The organism is Haloarchaeobius sp. HME9146, assembly GCF_025399835.1.
In the GTDB taxonomy this organism is placed as follows: domain Archaea; phylum Halobacteriota; class Halobacteria; order Halobacteriales; family Natrialbaceae; genus Haloarchaeobius.
Window position 1 is genome coordinate 1,026,696 of the sequence record NZ_JAODVR010000001.1, and the last position, 20,443, is coordinate 1,047,138.

10 protein-coding genes are annotated in these 20,443 nt (G+C 64.0%); 3 read left to right on the forward strand and 7 right to left on the reverse strand.

The window, feature by feature from the left end; translation table 11 throughout:
• The first annotated feature begins 317 nt into the window (after window positions 1-317).
• On the forward strand, window positions 318-656 hold the full coding sequence (locus tag N6C22_RS05390) for a hypothetical protein (protein ID WP_261649949.1): 339 nt from the start codon (window positions 318-320) through the stop codon (window positions 654-656).
• Here N6C22_RS05390 and N6C22_RS05395 read toward each other — a convergent pair whose 3' ends face one another.
• From N6C22_RS05395 to N6C22_RS05415, 5 genes are all read right to left on the reverse strand, one after another.
• The gene (locus tag N6C22_RS05395) at window positions 657-8,162 is read right to left on the reverse strand and encodes a hypothetical protein (protein WP_261649952.1); all 7,506 of its coding nucleotides are present in this window, start codon (window positions 8,160-8,162) and stop codon (window positions 657-659) included.
• A 568-nt stretch (window positions 8,163-8,730) separates the two neighbouring features.
• On the reverse strand, window positions 8,731-9,813 hold the full coding sequence (locus N6C22_RS05400) for a sugar ABC transporter permease (protein ID WP_261649953.1): 1,083 nt from the start codon (window positions 9,811-9,813) through the stop codon (window positions 8,731-8,733).
• On the reverse strand, window positions 9,810-10,775 hold the full coding sequence (locus N6C22_RS05405) for a carbohydrate ABC transporter permease (RefSeq protein ID WP_261649955.1): 966 nt from the start codon (window positions 10,773-10,775) through the stop codon (window positions 9,810-9,812). The genes N6C22_RS05400 and N6C22_RS05405 overlap by 4 nt, the downstream gene beginning before the upstream one ends.
• Before the next feature lie 3 nt (window positions 10,776-10,778).
• Window positions 10,779-12,086, reverse strand: a complete 1,308-nt coding sequence (locus N6C22_RS05410) for an extracellular solute-binding protein (protein WP_261649956.1) — start codon at window positions 12,084-12,086, stop codon at window positions 10,779-10,781.
• Between the two features lie 90 nt (window positions 12,087-12,176).
• Window positions 12,177-14,798 (reverse strand): glycoside hydrolase family 15 protein, encoded by a 2,622-nt coding sequence (locus N6C22_RS05415; protein WP_261649957.1) that lies wholly within the window; start codon window positions 14,796-14,798, stop codon window positions 12,177-12,179.
• 108 nt (window positions 14,799-14,906) lie between these two features.
• Here N6C22_RS05415 and N6C22_RS05420 point away from each other — a divergent pair, with 108 nt between their 5' ends.
• Window positions 14,907-16,037: an ABC transporter ATP-binding protein gene (locus N6C22_RS05420; protein WP_261649959.1), complete on the forward strand. Its 1,131-nt coding sequence runs from the start codon at window positions 14,907-14,909 to the stop codon at window positions 16,035-16,037.
• Between the two features lie 126 nt (window positions 16,038-16,163).
• On the opposite strand, the gene N6C22_RS05425 is transcribed toward N6C22_RS05420, so the two are convergent.
• Together N6C22_RS05425 and N6C22_RS05430 are read right to left on the reverse strand one after the other, a co-directional pair.
• Complete coding sequence (locus N6C22_RS05425; protein ID WP_261649960.1) at window positions 16,164-18,221, reverse strand: glucan 1,4-alpha-glucosidase; 2,058 nt, start codon at window positions 18,219-18,221, stop codon at window positions 16,164-16,166.
• A 294-nt stretch (window positions 18,222-18,515) separates the two neighbouring features.
• Window positions 18,516-19,829 (reverse strand): NUDIX domain-containing protein, encoded by a 1,314-nt coding sequence (locus tag N6C22_RS05430; protein ID WP_261649961.1) that lies wholly within the window; start codon window positions 19,827-19,829, stop codon window positions 18,516-18,518.
• 83 nt (window positions 19,830-19,912) lie between these two features.
• Between N6C22_RS05430 and N6C22_RS05435 the strand changes: the two genes are divergently transcribed.
• Complete coding sequence (locus N6C22_RS05435; protein ID WP_261649962.1) at window positions 19,913-20,413, forward strand: metallophosphoesterase family protein; 501 nt, start codon at window positions 19,913-19,915, stop codon at window positions 20,411-20,413.
• Window positions 20,414-20,443 lie beyond the last annotated feature (30 nt).

The following is a 20,443-nucleotide window of genomic DNA, read 5'->3' on the forward strand; positions in this document are numbered from 1 at the left end:
AACTGACACATACAGCCATCAAACACGTTCAAACGAGCGATGACCTCCAGTACGGATTCCTCATCGCGGGTCAACGAAGAAGCCCGCCGACTGTACGAGCGGTATCAGGCGGCCGAGAGCGAGGAGGAACGTCACGCGATTCTCCTCGAGAGGAGGGGAACTCGATGGAGATCATCAATTGGACTGTATTTAGGTAGTCCTCAATTGGCCCGAGTGAGACCCAATCAAGCGCAGTATGACGATTCACCAGAGCATTTAAATAGAATGTAAATAACCGGAATATTCATTCCACCTGCAAAGAAGTATTATTATGCCCAATGGAATTCCAGATTGATGGTGAAATACTCCGCATTAATGATTCACAAATCTCTCTACGTGGAGAAATCAAAGAAGTCCTCACGGCGGGAAACGTGGCAGTAGTTCTGCTCAAGGTCCCGGAAGCTGAAATTGATAACAGGAACGTTCTGGGAATCAACTCTTCTGGTGATCAGATATGGGAGATTGACCCTGTTGCATCAGCCTCTGAAGAAGATGCTCCTTTCATAGATCTCGTTGAGAGAGAAGGAGAAATATGGGCCCTCAATTGGCGTGGTGACGAATGGTGTATCTCACCTGAGACCGGGGAGATTAAGGAAAAAAACTTCCGGCGCTTCTAATTAAGGGATTGATATAGCGTTCCAGTTACCCTGAGACAGACTCTGTGCCTTCTTTTGCACGATTATGTTTTCTTCATCGTCTATTCTCCGTTTATTTTCGAACTTCTCTTCTGGGATTCTTTCACCTAATTGGAATTGGGTAGCTCCCTGTTCACCCCCGAAGTTTGCCTTAACATCACCTAATCTCACTTGGGTCCCCTCTGGAACGGTTACATCTGACACGTAAGTAGGTGCCTCTGGGAGGGAGAATTTGGACTGGATTTCTTCAGCAGACAGTCCTTGAATTGATTCTTCATTCATCATCCATGCTCTAGCCTGATTATCTTCACCGTGTACTCTCACAAACTGCCGCTGTTGTCTGGTGTTGAACTCGACAACGATTGACCCGGGAGTATACGGATCTGCATAATCTGCAGGGAATTCCTTAGAATTCACCTCTGTCGCGGTCCTAAACTCAGTAATGCTTTCTTTGTCCAGATTGGCCTCAATCCGGTCGAACGCCCTGTCCACAGCAGAAGGCCCAATATCCGGTGAAGAGACAGTTTTCATCAGACCTACACCTGCATCTGTCTCTTCAAGCGTCTCAACGAAGCGCCGACGGTTACTTGAATCAAGATTTCCGAACGTATCGGTCAGCCCCTCAATATCTTCTGCGTTCAAGTTGTTGTTTCGCTTGTAGGACCGTGCAACACGTCGCGTGAATCCATCTCGGAACTCAGTGAACTCCGAGTAGACGCTATCCGGAAGGTCATCGGAGAGCGCAGCGAATCCTTCGAAGACATCGAAATCACATCCGCCTCTATTCGGGACCGACTGGATTCGCGCACCAGACGCCAGAACGCCCCTACAGGCTACCTGGGAGGCGGCCTCGATGCCGTCGCGATCCATTTTCCGTAGGTCGTCAGCCACATCGTCGTCGGACCGCCTGAGCAGCCGACTGACCCGCTCTTTCGCAGTGTCCGACAGCCGGTTCAGTTTCCCCCCGACCGTCTTCGCGCCCTGAGTGACGCGCCACTGCTTGCCGACGGTCTGCACCGAGTCGAGCATCCCGTGCATCGTATCTGAGTCGATGCCAGTCCGTCTGGAGACACCACTCGCTAACCGATAGCCGGTCTTCGCCGCAGGTCCGGTGATGTACTTCGCTTTCGCACCGGCCTTGGCCTTCTGAGCTTTCCGGTAGTAGCTCAGTGCCTTCGCGACCTTCGGCTTCGACGCCGCTTCCTGAACCTTGTCCAGCTTCTTGAACTTCGTCGCCGCACCACTTCCACCGGCAGCAGACAGCGCGACTTCGAAGGTGGCGACACCCGCGTAGTAGCCCTTCTCGAAGGCTTTGTAGTTCGATTCGTGTTTGACCTGCTGAGCCTGCGGGTCGTAGTAGGGGTTGGTGACCCGCATCTCCTGCTGGTACTGCTGGACCATCGCCCCGGGCAATTTCTCAGCGTTCTCGACGAGCGCGACGTACTGTTTGTAGTCGGCTGCCTGTTCGACGTACCCGACCGGGTCCGTCATCGCTTTCCGGATGGTCTCACCCATCCCACCGGCACTCTTTGAGACACCAGAGACGTAGCCGAGCCCAGCGGCTTCCTCCGGACTCAGGTCGTTCAGGACTTCCAGTTCCTCACCGGCCTGGATGTAGAAGTTCGAACTGGAGAACCCAGTCACCGTCTTCTGATTGCCGTGGTTGTCGGCGACGGTCAGTCGGAGCTTGTTCGTCTGGAGTCCGGTCAACAGTGCCTTGTCGAGACCGACGACGACGACCTCGGAGATGAGGGGTTCCTCAAGGTCGGAGTAGACGAGCGATTCGACTCGCTTCTTGCCATCGAGTTTGACGGTGTAGTTGCGTTCACCGCTGGGGTCGTTGACGCGGGCTTCGATGAGGTACTGGCCTTCGACACCGTTCTTGCCGCCCCAGCCTTCGCTGTAGATGACGTTATTGTAGTTCGAGCGCACCACCCGAATCTCCGGCGGGGTGATGTCGAACATCGTGGGGTCCTCGTTGACTTCGAGTTCCCGAGCGTCAGGGATGCTGTCACCGTCGGAGTCAGTGCCACTTGGGTCGGTGCCGAGCTCGAATTCTTGCTCGTCGGAGAGGGTGTCGTCGTCGGAGTCGCGGTCGTACGGGTCGCTCCTGACGGTCGGGTTCGAGACGAACTGGCCCGCGTTCGTATCGGGGTCAGCCGTGGCTTTCTGGAACGATTGCGCGTCCGAGTGGGTCGCGATGAGGTCGACCTCCCAGCCGTCGACTTCCATCTCGTCGCCGATGGTGTCACCGTCAGTGTCGGGGTCGGCCGGGTTCGAGTGAAGCTCCTCGATCCAGAGGAACGAGCTGTACTCGGTTTCGACCTCTTCGAGCGAGATCTCTTCGTCATCGCGAAGACCGTCACCGTCAGTGTCCGCACTGTAAGGGTCGAGCCGGACCTGTGAGGCGTCGCCTTTGGGCAGAAGCCAGTGACGACGTTCGTAGGAGTCCGGGATGGTGTCGCCGTCGGCGTCACCGAACGCCCGGATGTGGCTCATCTCGACCGTGGCGTTGTTCACGGTCGTGACGTTGACAGTAATCTCCTCGCCGGCGAAGTAGGTCACCCAGAACTGATGGTCGTCCTCGTTCATCTCCGAGAGGTCCTCGGTGAAGCGCAGGTCGTCCTTCACGAACGTGATGTTCGCCCGGGAACGCTCGTCAGGAATCTCGACGATGATGTCCGTCTCCAGGTAGGACGCTTTCGAGTCCGGAATCTCGACTTCGAACGAGGTCGTAGTTATCTCGACCGGGGGGCTGCAGGGCTCTTCCGTGCCGGGGTCGGTTTCGTTGTCCCCCGAACTGGAATCGTCCCCGGTCCCGCCACCGTTCTCTGGGTCGTTGATGTAGTCGAGGGTGCCGAGCGTGCTCTCACAGGTTTCATTGGTTTCCCCGCCAGTTTCACCACCAGTTTCGCCGTCACAGTCGGTGTCGCCACCGTAGCCGGGATCATTGATGTTGTCGAGCGTGCCAAGCGAACTCTCGCAGGTTTCGTTGGTCCCGTCGTCCGTCTCATCGTCACAGTCGGTGTCGCCACCGTAGCCGGGGTCGTTGATGTAGTCGAGGCTGCTGTACGTCTCCTCACAGCCACCATCGGTGGAGCCGTCGTCGGTGCCGCCGTCGGTACCATCATCGCTGCCATCGTCGCTGTCACAGTCGGTATCGCCACCGGTGCCGGGGTCGTTGATGTAATCGAGGATACTGTACGTTCCATCACAGCCGCCATCGTCGGTACCGCCGTCAGTGCTGCCGTCGTCGGTACCGCCGTCAGTGCTGCCGTCGTCGGTACCGCCGTCAGTGCTGCCGTCGTCGGTACCGCCGTCAGTGCTGCCATCGTCGGTACCGCCGTCAGTGCTGCCGTCATCGGTACCGCCATCAGTGCCGTCGTCGGTACCACCATCAGTGCCGTCGTCGGTACCACCATCAGTGCCGTCGTCGGTACCACCATCAGTGCCGTCGTCGGTGCCGTCATCGGTGCCGTCGTCTCCGCCGCCGCCACCACCACAGGTGCTGGGGCAGATGATCAGTTGTGTCGTCAGGTTCTCCGAATCGTCCGTGAGTTCGTCGGACTCGAGAGATTTGGTCGGTTCGTCGATGCCCGGTTCTCTCGTCGGCCCGCTGGTTTTGATCGAGCTTCCGTCTTCCGTGGGTGTGCTGGCACCAACGACAATCGTCGAGCCACTCGTTCCACACTCACCGTCGCAAGTGAGGTTCGCATCCCTGCTGTTGAAATCGACCGCTCTCTTGCCTTCGTTGGTCAGTGCCTTCTCCCAGGCGCTCGTGTCGATGACTGCGAAGTAGCCGTCCGAGTCGACGGTCGCTGACAGCGACCCGTTCTCTGCATCGGTCTTCGTCGGAACCCGATGCCATCTATCGGCACCAGACCCGTTCCAGGTGTAGATCGCGAGTGATTTCCCGGCAGTATCGAGGGTACTCTGCTCGACGGGTATCGCGATTTCTAACCCGTCAACCTCACCTTGTTTCTGAATCTGGACGGTCTCGCTCGCGGTGACGTTCGTCCCCTCGTGGAACGATGGCTCAGTCTCGACACTCGGTGCGTCCGGGACTTCCCCCTCAGCAGCGACTGTCACCGAGACGCCGCTCTCGTTGTCGGTCCTCGAGGACGAGAACGTCTCGTTGCCGTCGAGCACACCGTCGCCGTCAGTGTCGGCGACGAGCGGGTCCGTCCCTGCATTCAGTTCTTCAGCATCGTCTAGTCCATCGGAGTCTGTGTCGACAGCAAGCGGATCGGTCCCGTACTCTTCGACCTCTGCACCGTCGAGCAGGCCGTCGGTGTCGGTGTCGTTCACAAGGGGCTCCGTCCCGATTTCGACCTCCCGAGTCGTGGTGAGGTTGTCCGAATCGAAGTCGTCCAGCGCGTCGTTTACGCCGTCACCGTCCGTGTCGGCACGAACTGCCGACAGCCCGTGCGTCGCAATCTCGTACTCGTCGGTGAGGTTGTCGCCGTCGGTGTCGACGACGAACGGGTCGGTACCGAGGAACTGCTCGCGGAACGTCGTGACGTTGTCGCCGTCGAAGTCCTCGGCACCGTCGATGAGGCCGTTCTCGCTCTCGTCCACGTCGGTCCGTGCGGAGTCACTGTTGTTGTCCAGCGGGTCCGTCTCGGCGGTGTTCAGCTCGAAGCCATCGCCGAGGCCGTCACCGTCGGTGTCACGCACCAGCGGGTCGGTCCCGTTCTGTTGCTCTTCGAGGTTCGACAGGCCGTCACCATCGAGGTCTTCCTCAGCGTCGGTGAGGTTGTTCGCGGACTCGTTCAGCCCGGTCGCCGTGGAGTTCGAGTTCACCGCAAGCGGCGACGTCTTCGTCTGGTTGACCTCGAACGCGTCGGTCAGGCCGTCGTCGTCGGTGTCCGGGTCGACCGGACTCGTCCCAACTTGCTGCTCGGCGAGGTTCCGGAGCGTATCCCCGTCGGGGTCCTCGTAGGTGTCGTTCAGCCCGTCACCATCGGAATCCACCGCCAGTGGCGACGTGAGATTGTAGTTCACCTCGAAGCCGTCCAGCAGTTGGTCGTTGTCGGTGTCGGGGTCGAACGGTTTCGTCCCCAGTTCAGCCTCGATGGATGTAATCAGTGCGTCCTTGTCGAAGTCCTCGCTCCCGTCGATGACCGCGTTCCCGCTCTCGTCAGGCACGGTCCGGTTGGAGTCGGAGTCCGGCACCAGCGGGTCCGTCTCGGTCGTATTGACTTCGTAGCCGTCGGTCAGGTTGTCGGCGTCGGTGTCGGCGACGAACGGGTGCGTGCCGTAGAACTGCTCGTCCAGATGAATCAGTCCGTCAGCATCCGTGTCTTCGACGCTGTCGTTCTCGCCGTCCGAATCCGTGTCCGAAGCCAGCGGGTCGATGCGGTCGTCGTACTCGATCTCGAAGGCGTCGGTCAGGCGGTCGTCGTCGGTGTCTGGGTCGAACGGGTCCGTGCCAACCGTGGCTTCGAGCGCGTTGACGACGCTGTCGGTGTCGAAGTCCTCCTGGCCGTCGTCGGTCCCGTCGTTGGCCTCGTCGACGTCGGTCAGCGGCGTGTCACTGTCGGCGTCGACGGGGCTCGTCTCGGTGGTGTAGTACTCGTAGTCGTCGGTCAGGTTGTCGCCGTCCGTGTCCGCGTCGACGGGACTCGTACCGAGTTCCTGTTCGAGGAGGTTCTGGAGCGTGTCGTTGTCGTGGTCCTCTTTGGCGTCGCCGACGCCGTCACCGTCGGTGTCTGCGACGGTCCCGTCGATGGGGTCGTAGGCGACTTCGAACGGGTCGAGCAGCTTGTCGTCGTCGGTGTCTTCGTCGAACGGGTCCGTGCCGTGTTTGGCCTCGACGTGGTTCGCGAGGGTGTCGTTCTCGAAGTCCTCGTTCCCGTCGATGACGCCGTTGTCCGAGAAGTTCTGGCCGACGAGCGGCGTGTCGCTGTCCTCGTCGAGCGGCGCGGTCTCCGTGATGTCGACCTCGTAGCCGTCTTCGAGCAGGTCGTCGTCGGTGTCGACGTCCAGGAGGTCGGTGCCGTGGGTCTGCTCGCGCACGTTGATGAGCGCGTCACCGTCGAGGTCCTCCTCGGCGTCACTGACGCCGTCATCGTCGGTGTCGGGGTCGTGGGGGCTGATGCCGTCGGTCTCGAATTCGAGGCCGTCGAGCAGGCGGTCGTCGTCGGTGTCCGGGTCGAGGGGGTCGAGGTCGTGTTCGCGTTCGGTGACCGAGACCAGGCCGTCCTGGTCGAAGTCCTCCAGGCCGTCGAGCGTCCCGTTTCCAGCCTCGTCGCGGTCGGTGGCCGTCGAGTCGCTGTCGGGGTTCAGCGGGTCGGTCTTCGTGGAATCGCGCTCGTAGTAGTCCGGGAGGCCGTCGCCGTCGAGTTTGAGCACTTCGAAGCCGACCTGGGGCGCGTCGCCGACCGGAGTATACGTGACTGTCTCCGGTTCGGTGTCTTCATCCTCGGTGCCGCTGGACTGGGCCGAGGTCTTGCCCTTGTTCTTGCCGTTCTCCTTCCCCTTCGACTTCTTCTTGTCCTTGCCGTTGCCTTTCTTGCCCTGGTTTCCGCCGTCGGAGTCCTCGTCTTCTGCGGAGCGGGCGGCGGCGTAGGTCCCGTCGACCTGTTTGTCGGCGACGGAGACGTTGATAGTGTTGACTGCTTCCGAGAGCGTAATCGTGAACTGGAAGGTGCCGTTCGCGGCTGGCGCGGTCGAGGTGTTGAGGGGGACCGTGGTCTGCTGGTCGCCGTTGAGGGTGACGGTGACCTCCGAGAGCTGGTAGGCCCGCGGGTCCGAGACCGTCCCGATGACAACCTTCTCCATCGAGCCGTTGTGGTAGGGGTCCTCGCGGGTGAGGATGGTGACCTCGGGCGTGCTGCCAGCGTCGAGTTCGTCGAGTGCTCGCTGGGCGTGCACCCACGCATCACCGAAGGCGCGGATGGCGCGTTCGCGGTATTTCTGGCGCTGTTTGAACGCGCCCTTCGCGGAGTTCGCCTGCGGTTCCTTCTGGAGTTCGGCGACCCCTTGCTCGTAATCCTGCTTGGCTGCGTCGAGTTGTGCCTGGGCAGCGTCGAGGCTGGCCTGGGATGCGCCGCGAGCACTCACGCGGTCGAGTGCGCGCTGTGCGTCTTCGATGGCGATATCAGTCGTTTGCTGGTCTGCCTTTGCGAGGTGCGTGGTGATCTCGTCGACGGTCGCGCGCTGTCCCTTCTTGTGGAACTTGGCGAGGTCGTGGACGATTGCGGCGTCCTGTGAGAAGATGGCGCGAGTAGAGAGCCGAACCGGGTCGCGATAGGAGGAGAGCGAGGAATCGATGGTGGAGATGGCGTCAGACTTCCGGCGGTCCTGTGCCGGGTTCTTGCTGGAGAGCGATTGAAGAGAAGAGCGCGCGAGTTGTTTTCGAACTTTCGCTGGTGTGCCACCTGTGTCGGTGGTCGCGAGTGTGTTCGAATCGAGCTGGTCCGGGCCCTGTGAGAACTGGGAGGTGTCGAGTGTGGAACCGGGGCTGGCGGGCTGTGCCGATACCACGGGCGCGAATGTTGCAGTAACGATGAGGAGGGATAAGATTACAGCGTTCAATCCCTTGAAATTGTTCATGTTACTGAGACTGTCTTTTCCAGCATAATTTAATACTTTTGGCCAGTTTCGAGCGTGAAATTGTATAGCACAGGCCGCTACAGCCAAAATTCTTAAATCAGAAATGGTTATCTGTCATAGGAATCTGCAATATCTACCACTGGCCGTGATTTTGGACACCTACCTCTGTTGGTTACGAACGATTCGTCTGTACGACTGGGAGCTTTCGCTCTAGAGTTACACCGAGTGACGGCTGGCAGCTTGCGGACAGTAGCTGGTGGTAGATTCAATTCTCGCCACGAGTGTCTCGAAGTCGAATCACGACGTTCTACGAATAGATTCCTGAGAACGCTTGTTACAGCCCGTCAGAAGTCGGTGGCTCGGGGAAAGTCCTCGTCACAAGGGGCTCGGAGGGGGTAACTGTCGTCACTGCCACCGACTAGCCGTCGGAGGTCGAGCGTCAAGAATCCACCTTTCTGGCTCCGGAAAAACCGCAGAAACCGATAGAGAAGAGAACCGCCTAGCCTTCCACACCGCCGAACGACAGCCCGCCCTCGATGTACCGCTGTGCGAAGAGGTACACGAGGCCGAGGGGCGTCGCGAACAGCAGCGCGAACGAGGAGAACCGCGCCCACGGGATGGAGTACTCGCCGATGATGGAGTACAGTCCGACCGGGAGCGTGTAGTTCTCGGTGCCGAGCAGCGTCTGGGCGACGATGAACTCGGTCCAGCCGGTGAGGAAGGTGAAGATGAACACCGTCGCCAGACCGGCCTTCGACAGTGGCAGGATGATCTCGGTGACGACGCGCCACGGGGGTGCGCCGTCGACGATGGCGGCTTCTTCGTAGGAGACGGGGATGCCGTCCATGTACGTCTTGAGCAGCCAGGTGTTGAACGGCACGGCGGTGGCGGCGTAGTACACCGAGAGTGCCAGCTTGCTGTTGTTGACGCCGAGCTGGACGAAGACGGTGTAGAGCCCGATGAGCAGGGCGATACCGAGGCCGCCGCCCACCTGCGTCAGCAGGACGTAGCCGAACAGGATCTTGTTCCGGCCGATGAACTCGCGCCGGGAGAGCGCGTACGCGCCCGGCACGATGAGCGACATCGCGATGAGGACCGTCGGGACGGCGACGGTCATGCTGTTCACGAAGAACTGCTTGAAGCCGGATGGGTTCTCGATGCCGTAGGTGGAGGCGTCGAGGAACGTGACCGAGGGGGTGTTGACTACGATGGCGGCGTTGGTCAGCGGGATGTTGAAGCTGATGGCGTACGCCGGGAGGATGAGGTCGCCGATGACCCACACGAAGTTCCGCATCGTGGGGTTCTTCGGGAAGAGGCTGAGGCCACCCGTGGAGTAGATGGAGCCACCGGAGCCCGACAGCGCCGAGATGAGGATCCAGTACAGCGGGAACAGCAGTGCGAGCACGACGATGGTCGCGCCGATGGTGATGCCCGCCGTCTTGAGTGGCTTCGTCGGGGAGATCTTCCCCTCCTGGATGGCGTGGATGGTGTACCGGATCTCCCGGGCGAATTCGACCGGGACCATCGCGACGTTCTTGGTGTCCTCCTTGATGCTGCGGCCGACGGAGCGAAGCAGGCTCATGCTTCGTTCACCCCGTCTGCGAGCCGTCCTTTCTTGACGTTCAGCCACATGAACACGCCGATGATGACGACGGCGATGAGGCTGATCGCGGCACCCTCACCGTACTGGGAGAACGAGAACGCCTCCTTGTACGCGTAGAGGATGATGAGTTCGTTGGCGCGTGCGGGTCCGCCCTCGTTGAACACGAAGGGGATGAGCAGCTGCTGGAACGACGCGGCCGCGGTCAGGATGGACGCGAACAGCACGGGTCGCTTGATGGATGGGAGCGTCACGTGCAGGAAGCGCGAGAAGTAGCCCGCGCCGTCGACCATCGCGGCCTCGTGGAGTTCGTCCGGGACGTTCTGGAGCGCGCTCACGGTGATGATGACCATGAACGGGTACGCGAGCCAGGCTTCGGTGACGTTGTACGCGAGGAACGCCATCCAGCGCTGGCTCATCCACGCGATGGACTCGAAGCCGAGCATCGCGAGCACCTGGTTGGCGAGGCCGAACTCGGCGGAGCTGAAGATGCCGCGCCAGACGGTGATGGTGAAGATGGCCGGCAGCCCCATCGGGACGATGATGAGCGAGCGCATGAAGCGCTTGCCACGGACGCGCTCGCCGGTCACGACGAGGGCGATGCCGAGGCTCACGCAGATCTTCAGCGCGACGCTCGTGGCGACGAACAGCCAGGTGATGCCGAACGAGTTCCAGAACGCGGGGTCCGAGAGGACGGTGATGTAGTTCTCCAGCCCGATGAAGGTGGCTTCACCGAAGGTGAGCAGCGACAGTGCCCCCTCGCCGGCGAACAGGTTCGACGGCTTGGCGTTCGTGAAGGACACCCCGATCAGGTACATGATGGGGAACAGCATGAACGCCGAGAACATGAACAGTCCCGGCAGCACGAGGAGCAGAGAGGCGTCTCCCCGCTCCAAGAAGGGGATGTCTTCGACCCGCGATGCGATGCCAGATTCGGTACTCATGCGCTACTCCCAGTTGGCCCGGATTTCCTTCTCGGCCTGTTCGAGGGCGGCTGCGGGCTCGGCGTCGCCGTTGAACACCTTGGTGAGTGCGGAGCCAACGGGACTCCAGACCTTGTTCATCTTCGGGTGCGTCGGCATCGGGGTCCCCATGGCGACGGACTCGGAGAAGGCGCTGACCTCGTCCGGCAGTTCGTCACTGCCCGCGAGGCTGGAGAGGACCGGGATGGCACCCTGCTCCTTGGCGGCCTGAAGCGCGCGGTCCTCGTTCGTGACGTGCCACTCGGCGAACTGCCGGGCGGCGGCCGCGCTGGCGTCGCCGTCTTCCATGCCCTTCGAGAAGTACCACATCGTGATACCCGTGTAGGGGTTCGGCTCGCCACCCTCCGGCATCGGGAGCTTCGTGACGCCGTAGTTCACGCCCTTCTCGTTGAGCGTCGCGAGGTACCACGGACCGTTGATGGCGAAGGCGGCGTTGCCCTCCGCGAAGACGGCTGCCTGGGCCTCGTAGCCCGGGTCCTTGGGCATGTACGGCTTGAAGTTGTCGAGCGCGAAGTTGAGTCCCTTGACCGTCTCGGACTTGGTGAGCCCGAGCATCGGGTCCTTGTCGGGGTTGAAGTAGTAGCCGCCGAAGGCCTGCAGCCAGGCGCTGGCGAAGTACGGGTCGAACGGCATGCCGAGACCGTACTGGCTGCTGCTGGGGTCGTGGTAGTCGTCCATGACGGCCCGCATGTCGGCGACGCTCTCCGGTGCCTCGTCGACGATGTCTTTATTGTAGATGAGGGTGACCGTCTCCGCGGAGTGCGGGAGACCGACGGTGTTGCCGTTGAACTGGACGGCCTGTGCGGCCGCGTCCGTGAACGAGTCCAGTTCGATGGAGAGCTGGTCGCTCTGGTCGGTGAGGAAGCCGCGCTGGGAGTAGTCGCCGACCCAGTCGTGCGCCCACTCGAACAGCTTCGGGCCCTGTCCCGCGGGAATCGCACTGGTCGTCTTCTTCGCGAGGTCCGCGATGTCTGCACCCTTGATGGTGTGCTTGGTGTCGCTGTTGAACTGCTCGATGGCTTCCTTGCGCGCCGGGATCTCCGTGTCGGGGAGGCTGTACCAGACCTTCGCGGTTCCAGCCGGTCCCGTGGATTCGGTCGCCTCCGAGTCACCGGAGCCCGAGTCGTCGTCGCTCCCGCCGCCACCGCCGCTGTTGTCGTCGTTCGCCTGCGTCGCGGTTGATTGCTCCTGGACGCCCACGCAGCCTGCGAGCGTTCCGAGGGTCCCTGCCACACCGAGCTTCTTGAGCACTGCCCTGCGTTCCATTGACATGGTGAATATTAGATGAATTAGTCCTTCACACCTTAAATCATTCGGCTCCGTCACTATTGTTTCAACAACTCCTGTTGTTACCCCCGTGTTCTAGGACCCTCCAGTGGCGGAGATGGTGGCCCGGGCCGTCGCGAGGCCGACCGATTCGAGCGGGCCGTCGCCGCTGGCCGCGACGACGGTGACCGTGTTCCGCCCCTCGACCAGTGTGACGGTCGCGTCGAACCCGCCATCGGAGATGGGAACTCGCGTGGTCTCGGCACCGGTCCGGATGATGACACTGGCCGCGTCGGTCGTCCCCGACACCGAGACCGTCTCCGAGTCCACGACGGATTCGGGGAAGGTGACGTCGAGTGCAGGGGCAGATGGACTCCCGCCCGCGTAGCGCGTGCGAACGAATTCGGGCGTCTCGACCGGGTCACCCGAATCGATGCTCCAGGCCAGCCGGACGAACTGTGCCATGCTCCACGACAGGGGAGTCGCACTCCCCGTCCCTTCGCCGAACTCCCAGCCGTACGCCGTGGCGTCCTCGCGGTCCCACACCTGCTCGGGAATCATCCGGCCCTCGTTGGCGAAGCGGGCCATCGTCGCGAGCAGGTTCGCCGGCGCGAGGTCCTCCGAGTCCGTGCCGGCGCGAAGTTCGTACTCGGCTCGTTCGCCGGTGAAGATGGGCCACAGCCGCCCCTTCGTGTTGGGTGCGACCGACCAGGGGGCACCGGACTCGCCCTCGCCGTAGCCGTCCCCGTTGTAGCGGTACCAGGCCGGGCCGTTGGGGGTGTCGACGCGGATGGTTTCGTCGACGACCGCCAGCGAGTTCCGTATCAGGTCGTCGTCCGGGTCGACGATACCCAGCCGGACGAGTTCGAGGAACCCCGCGTCGATGACAGCCCGCTCGTCGAGCGTCGGCCCCCCGTTTGCGAGGCCGCGGTCCGCCCCGTCGTCCGGGTCGCGGTCGTCGTTCACCCGGACGTAGTACGGCGGCTCGTGGCCGTCCGCGCCGGTCGTGGTCGCACACCACTCCGAGACGCCGTCGCGCCAGCGGTCCGCGAGACCGAGGTAGACCAGCGCGTCCTCGCGCTCGCCCTCGTCCGCGGCGAGCCGGGCGGCACACGCGAGGCCCGCGATCTCGGCCGCGATGGTGCTGGGTGAGAAGCCACCTTCCTCCTCCCAGCGTTCCTGGGCCGTCTCGGGGCCGCTCTTGGCGACGTAGTCCGCGGACGCCTTGATGGACGCGTAGTCGTATGCAGCCTCCTCGAATCCGTGACCGTGGCGTTCACGCAGCTGGTAGGCCATCACGAGCGGGAACGCGATGTTGTCGAGCTGCTCGCCGCCCCAGCGGGTGCGCCCGTCGAGGTAGGTGTTTTGCGGGAGGAAGCCCTGGTCGTCCGGCTGGACGGTCAGGAGGTACTCCGTGGCCGCGATGGCCGCGTCGGCGTGGCCCATCGCGTCGAGGGCGGTGAACGACTGGTAGAGGTCGCGCGACCAGACGAAGTTGTAGCCGATGTCGCGGGCCTCGTCGGCGATGACGCCCTTGCCCCAGGGGACCGACGGGGAGGCGATGCCCGCGCCGTGGAACGTCTTGTCTTCGACGGCACGCAGGGCCATCGCCGCGGTCCGGTACTGCGGTTCGAGGGTGTCGTCGCCGGCGACCGACTCGGGGATTCCCACGTCCTCGAAGAAGGACTGCCAGGAGGCACGGTAGTCCGCCCGGACCGTGTCGTAGCCACGGTCCAGTGCCCGCCGGGCCTCGGCCGTCGCGTCCTCGGCGGCTGCGTCCTGCACGAAGCCGATGGCGGCCGTCGTCTCGGTGCTGCCCGACCCCAGTCGCCCGGCCAGCACGAGGTTCCCGTCGGCCGACTCGCTGGGTTCGACGGCACGACCCTGCTCGACCAGCGCCTTCGCGGACTCGGTCTCCACGTCACCCACGGTGGCCCAGTCGAAACCGTCGGCGGCGGCGACGCTGGCGGCGACCACGTACGGGTCACCGTCCTCGTCGCGGACCGCGCCACCCGTGGGTGCGTCCTGTGCGGCGAGGGCGTACCCATCGCCGTCTTCGAGGCGGACACCCGCGTCGCCCGAGACTGCCGAGGAGATGGCCGGGCGCGCGACGAGGTAGAGGTCGAACGCGTCGGCGGCGTCGAACGCGATATCCAGAAGGATGGCATCGCCCGCCGGGTCGGCGGCGTACTCGACCGCGAGCGACCAGTCGTGGTCGTCGGTCGCCGCGACCTCGTGACGGTACAGCAGCGCGTCGTCTTCGGTCGGCACGACCTGCCGGTCGACCGCCTCGTCGTCCCGGCGGTTCGCGTTGTGCGTCCGGACGACGTAGCCCTCGCCGTCGGTCACGAGGAAGTCCACGGTGCGGAAGTGCATGAGGTCGACGCGGGGGAACCGCGGCTCGGTGAGGGCACCCTCCGTGAGGGTGAACCAGACGCGCGAAGGGTCGTCGGCGGCGTGGTCCGCGACGGTTCCGAGGCCGTACTTCTCGCCGGTCGTCCAGAAGGGCGCGAGCTCGACCGGGTCGAGTTCCGGCGTCGCGGTCGCGGTTCCAGTCCCCGAATCGGCCCCCGTGCCTGTCCCGCCACTGGCCGTCGTTCCCGCACTGTCGCTCTGTCCGTTGCATCCGGCGAGACCGACCGTCGCGGCACTTCCGAGGCTCCCGAGCAGCGCACGTCGCGTCGGCCGTCTCCGGTCTGCGGGGCTTTCGTCACTCATTGTCGTGGTATCTGGTGGCGTGGAGAGCAAAAGTGCTACGAAATTATGCATCACAGTTTTCGCTGAGAGGGCAAGAACTATACTGTGGGAAAACGACTCATGCCAATAATGGCTACAGTCACGCTGGATAACCTACGAAAGGAGTTCGACAACGGGCGCATCGTCGCCGTCGACGACGTCTCGATAGATGTCGCGGATGGCGAGTTCGTCACCGTCGTCGGCCCGTCGGGGTGCGGTAAGTCCACGACGCTTCGGATGCTCGCGGGCCTCGAATCGCCCACCTCGGGTCGCATCACGATCGGTGGCGAGGACGTTACGGACGTCCACGCGCGCCGTCGCGACGTGGCGATGGTGTTCCAGAACTACGCGCTCTACCCGCACAAGACCGTGTCCCAGAACATGGGCTTCGGCCTGCGCATGAGCACCGACCTCTCGAAAGAGGAACGTCAGCAGCGCGTGCTCGAGACGGCCGAGATGATGGGCATCGAGGACCTGCTCGACGACAAGCCGGACGAGCTCTCCGGCGGGCAGAAACAGCGCGTCGCGCTGGGCCGCGCCATCGTCCGCGAACCCGACGTGTTCCTCTTCGACGAACCGCTGTCGAACCTGGACGCGAAGCTCCGGACCTCGATGCGGACCGAGATCCAGCGCCTCCAGGCCGACCTCGACACGACCGCCATCTACGTCACCCACGACCAGGAGGAGGCGATGACGATGGGTGACCGCATCGTCATCCTGAAAGACGGTGAACTCCAGCAGGTGGGCAAGCCCAAGGAGGTGTACAACAACCCGGCGAACGAGTTCGTCGGCGGCTTCGTCGGCTCCCCGAGCATGAACTTCTTCGACGTCGAGATCGACGACACCGGTGGCAGCATCAGTCTCAAGGGCCCGGATGGCTTCGACTTCCAGCTCGCCGAGTCCGAGGCGGCACGCCTGCGCGACGCGGACACCGGCGACGAGGTCCGCCTCGGTATCCGCCCGGAGGACGTCTTCGTCACCGAGGGCGGCCCGAACGCCCAGACGACCACGCTCGACGTGCTCGAACCCATCGGGAGCGACAACTACCTCTACCTCGACATCGGGGACGACTTCATCGCCCGCGTCGACTCCGACATCGAGCCCGAACCCGGCGAGCAGATACAGGTCACCTTCGACTCCAGCGACGTCCACCTCTTCGACATCGAGACCGGTGAGTCGCTGTTCCTGCAGTCGGCCGAGGAGCGCGCCGTCACCGCCTGAGCCCGGTCGAACTCTCTCGATTTTCTCCGCCTCTTTCCGCCCACCGTTTCCGGTCGAGACGCATCGCTGGCCAGTCGAGGGGCCCGCGAGAGACACCGCCGAGAAAACAGTCGTCGGTCGTGGCCGCTACTGGTCCGCGACGGCCCGACGCGGCTCCAGGATGTCGTACTCGTCCATGAGTGCGACCGTCGCCAGCCGGAGCGCGTGCGGCCAGCCCAGCGGGGTCGCGCTGTCGGGCGTCCCATCGTCGAACACCTGCTCGGGGAGGTAGCCGGTGTCCATGCACAGCGGGCCGCCGGGGAGGACGAGGTCGAGGAGGTCGCGGGCAAGCGCGGCGAACTGGTCGGCGCGGTCGTCGTCGTGGTCCGCCAGCAGCGCCGCGAGACTGGCGGCGGCGTGTGCGCCCCACGCGGTCGAGACGGACCAGATCTTCTCGTCGTGTTGGTCGCGCTTTCGCCAGCCGTCGCCCTCGTACCGGATGAGTCCCTTCACGCCCTCGCTCGGCTCGCGCCAGAGGGCCTCGGTGATGGTCTCGACGTGGGAGACGAGGCGGTCGAGGCGCTCGTCGTCGACCGGTTCGAGCCGGTCGTAGGTGCGGTGTGCGGCGACGACTGCCAGCGTCGCGGAGTCACAGCGTCCGTCGAGGACGGCACCCTCCTCGTCGTCGGTGTACTCGCGGAGCGCGTAGATGCCCTTCTCCGGGACCCACAGGTCGTCCATGGCCTCGTACACCTCGTGGGCGCGGGCTGTCGCGTGGTCGGCGACCTCGTCACCGGCGGTCTCCGTGGTCGCCAGCGTCGCGTAGGCTTCGAGGAACGTCGCGGCGGTGTGGGTGAACCGGCCGGTCATGTCCTCCCAGGCGTTCTGGCAGATCTCCGGGCGACCGTCGTCTTCGAGGGTCTCGTCGAGGCTCTCGAGGGCGGTCTCGAGCGTCTCGGTCACGTCGGGTGCGTTCCCGTCGTCCGCGGTCGCGTCGGCGTACGCGCCGAGGAACGCGATGACGCTCCCGGTCTGGTCGGCCTGGTAATCCACGTCGTCGCCGGCTTCGAGGCGGCCGTTCGCCCACCCGGGGGCGAGGCTGCCGTCGTGCGGCCAGACGCGGTGGGGCCACGAGCCGTCGTCGCGCTGGGTGTCGCGGTAGGCTGCCGCGCTCCGGTCGTGCCAGGCGTCGAGGTCGAGGTCGTACTCCTGGGCGGACTCCAGCAGGAACAGGGAGATCTCGGCGTCGTCGCGGAACCAGGTGTAACCGTAGCCACCGGAGTAGGCGTAGAACGGGTCGAAGTCGGGGCCGGCGATGCGCAGGCCGGTCCGGCCCGAGAGGAGGGAGAGGACACGGATGTCGGCGGCCATCGCCTCCGCGTAGGGGTGGTCCCCAGGGACGGACACGTCGACCTGTTCGGCGGCGGCGTCCTCGAGCGCCGCGGCAGAGGTATAGCTCGATGCGAGGTCGTCGAGCTGGTCGAGAGCGTCACCGCGGCCGACCTCGTCGCTGTCGGTCAGCAGCGTGGTCACCGTCGCGGCTCCGTCTTCGACCGGGAGGAAGGCGACGAGGTTGCCGCTCAGACGGGCTTCCTCGTAGCGACCGTTGCTGATGGGCCGGGGGAGGTCGACGGGCTCGTCGTCGAGTATCTCGCCGTACTTCGCGGCGACCTGCCCCTGTATCTCGGAGAAGCCGGTCGTGCTCCCGACGAAGTCGTGTTCGTCGGTGTGGAACACCTCGATGGCGTCGTCGTGGTGGAGCTGGCCGATGCGGGTGTCCTGGGAGTCGGGGGCGAAGCCGACGAAGGCGACGACCTCGACGGACGCCGGTTCGAGGTTATCGCAGTCGAAGTGGGTGACGTGTGCGTCCCCCAGCGTCAGGTCGAACTGCGTGACGGTTCCGAGGTGGGTGTCGTGTTCGGTGACGACCAGGCCGGTGTCGTCGGAGTACTCCTGCGAGGCGGTCTGGCAGTGGTCGAACCACACGATGTCGCCGTCGACGCGGAGCCCGAACCGCGAGCGCTCCAGTCCGTTGAGACCGGTGAGAGGATAGCCGTAGTCAGAGAGAGACCCGTCAGGATCGACGTGGACGAGGCGACCGTCGCGCCCCGAGAAGTGGCCGGTCGTCGACCGGCACTCGCCCGGGAACGCCGTCGCATCGTGCCTGTGATGTTTGTAGTCGTTGAGTGCGTCCCGTAATTGCATTACATGGGGCAAGGACCCCCCGCATAATAACAGTTGGTGTAATAGTCGTTCAAAATTTCACCGGTAGGCGAAGTAACACTTGCCGGAACCCGACACGCCGGCGGTGCATGAGCTATCAGGCACACTCGGGACAGCAGGCACTGTTCGTCGGGTGATTCAAATACCAGAACGGGGCCAGACCGGCTGTGCAGTAATCGATGCCGTCCGGCGGTCCAGGCGGGTGCGCAGCGTGCCCCGGACGACCCACAGTCGCAGGTGGAATAGACACTGCCTGCCAGACGCCGCCTGTTCGCCCTACGAATCCCGGCCGGTCGGACGCTGCACCGCGTCGGAGTCGTCGTCGCTCTCCTCCCCGTCCCACGTCTCCAGCGACGCGAGCTCCTCGGCGACCTCGCGTACGTCCCGGCTGTCCAGGTCCCCCCGCTCGGTGACGATGGTATCGACGAGATGCGGCGGCGTCTCGTCGAACACCGGATTCGAGACCGAGAGCGGTGCGTCGCCATCGTAGACCGCCGACCGCCGTCCCGTCTCCAGATTGACCGTCTCCTCAGTGCTCACCTTGTCCGTCGAGCAGACGACGTAGAGCGGGATCTCCTCGTGTGCGGCCGCGAGTGCTGCGGCCCGCGTCCCGGTCTTGTTCACGACCGTCCCGTCGGGCAGCACCGTGTCGGCCCCGACTAGCACCGCGTCCACGTCCTCGGTTGCCATCGTGTGAGCGACCCCTGCGTCGGTCACGAGGGTGACCGGGTACTCGTCGACGAGCGCCTCGGCCACGGCGACGCCCTCGCCACCGGGGCGGGACTCGGCGACGAACAGCTCCATCGGGCTCCCGTCACGGAGTGCGCCGAGGACCGTCCCCGACCGCGAGAGCGTCAGGACCGTCCGGTCGCTGATGAGTGCGCCCGCCCGGACCGCCGCGTCGGTATCGGCCGTCACGGCGCGGTGGATGCCGTCGATGGCGTGCTGTTCCAGGCTCGCGGCCGACTGGTCCGCGCTCGCCAGTGCCCGGTTCACCCGGTTCTTGAGCACGGCCATGCTCGGCCGAGCGCGGAGGAGCCGCTGGCCGAGATCGGTGAGTTCGTCCCACGCCTCGTCGTCGTCGGCTCCCTCCTGGACGAGCAGACCGGCCCGGTCGCGGAGCACCTCCAGTGCGCGGAGCGACAGGTACGCCGCGCCGTGCTGGTCGTCTGCGGTGATGTCCCGGACTGTCGGCGCGACCCGCTGGTAGGCCGTCCAGAGCTCCGGCACCGCGTCGCGCCGGGGTATCTCGGTCGGTGACACCCACTCGTACTCGTCGTGTTCGTCGCTCAGCGTCACGTCCTGGGTCTCGCAGTCGAACAGGTACGGGTGGACCACCCAGTCGCGGTCCAGGTCTTCGTCCGTGAACCGGACGGGCGTGCCGGTTCCGACCAGCTCGATTGCCGTCTCGTCCAGCCCGGTCTCCTCCGAAATCTCGACGAGGGCCTGCTCGTCCGGGGCGTCCTCGGCGAAGCCCGAGACACCGCCCCACTGCCCCGTGTACGTCCCGACCGCGTCGCTCCGTCGGAGTAGCAACACCGTGCCCTCGTTTCGCAGGAACGCAGTCACGACGTGGGTTCCGTCGCTCATGGTCGACACGACGACTGCCCGGGTCCTGAACGTTCCCCTCCGGCGCGCGGAGGTTTTTGTCGACAGGGGTCACACCTTCTGGCATGGTTCGACTGGCCATCATCAGCGACACACACGTCCCCTCTCGCGAAGCGCGCATCCCGGATTGGGTCCGGGAGACGTGCGAGCAAGCGGACCACGTGGTCCACGCGGGCGACTTCGACTCCCCGGAAGCGTACGAGACGGTTCAGGAGTTCTCGCCCGAACTCACCGCAGTCGCCGGGAACGTGGACCCCCCATCGCTCGACCTGCCGGAGGTCGCCGTGCTCGAACTCGGCGGCGTCACCTTCGTCGTCACCCACGGGACCGGCCCGCTCGACGGCTACCGGAACCGGGTCGTCGGGACGGTCGAACGCAGTGCTGACGGTGACGCGGTCGGAATCTGTGGCCACACGCACGAGGTCATGGACGAGCCGGTCCGCGGGGTCCGACTCCTGAACCCCGGGAGTGCGACCGGTGCAGCCCCGGCTATCGAGGCGACCATGTACGTCGCCGAGGTCGAAGACGGCGAGCTGTCGGTCGAGTTGCGGGAGGGTCCCCGGTAGGGGCACACGTTTCCAACATCGGCGGTCTTT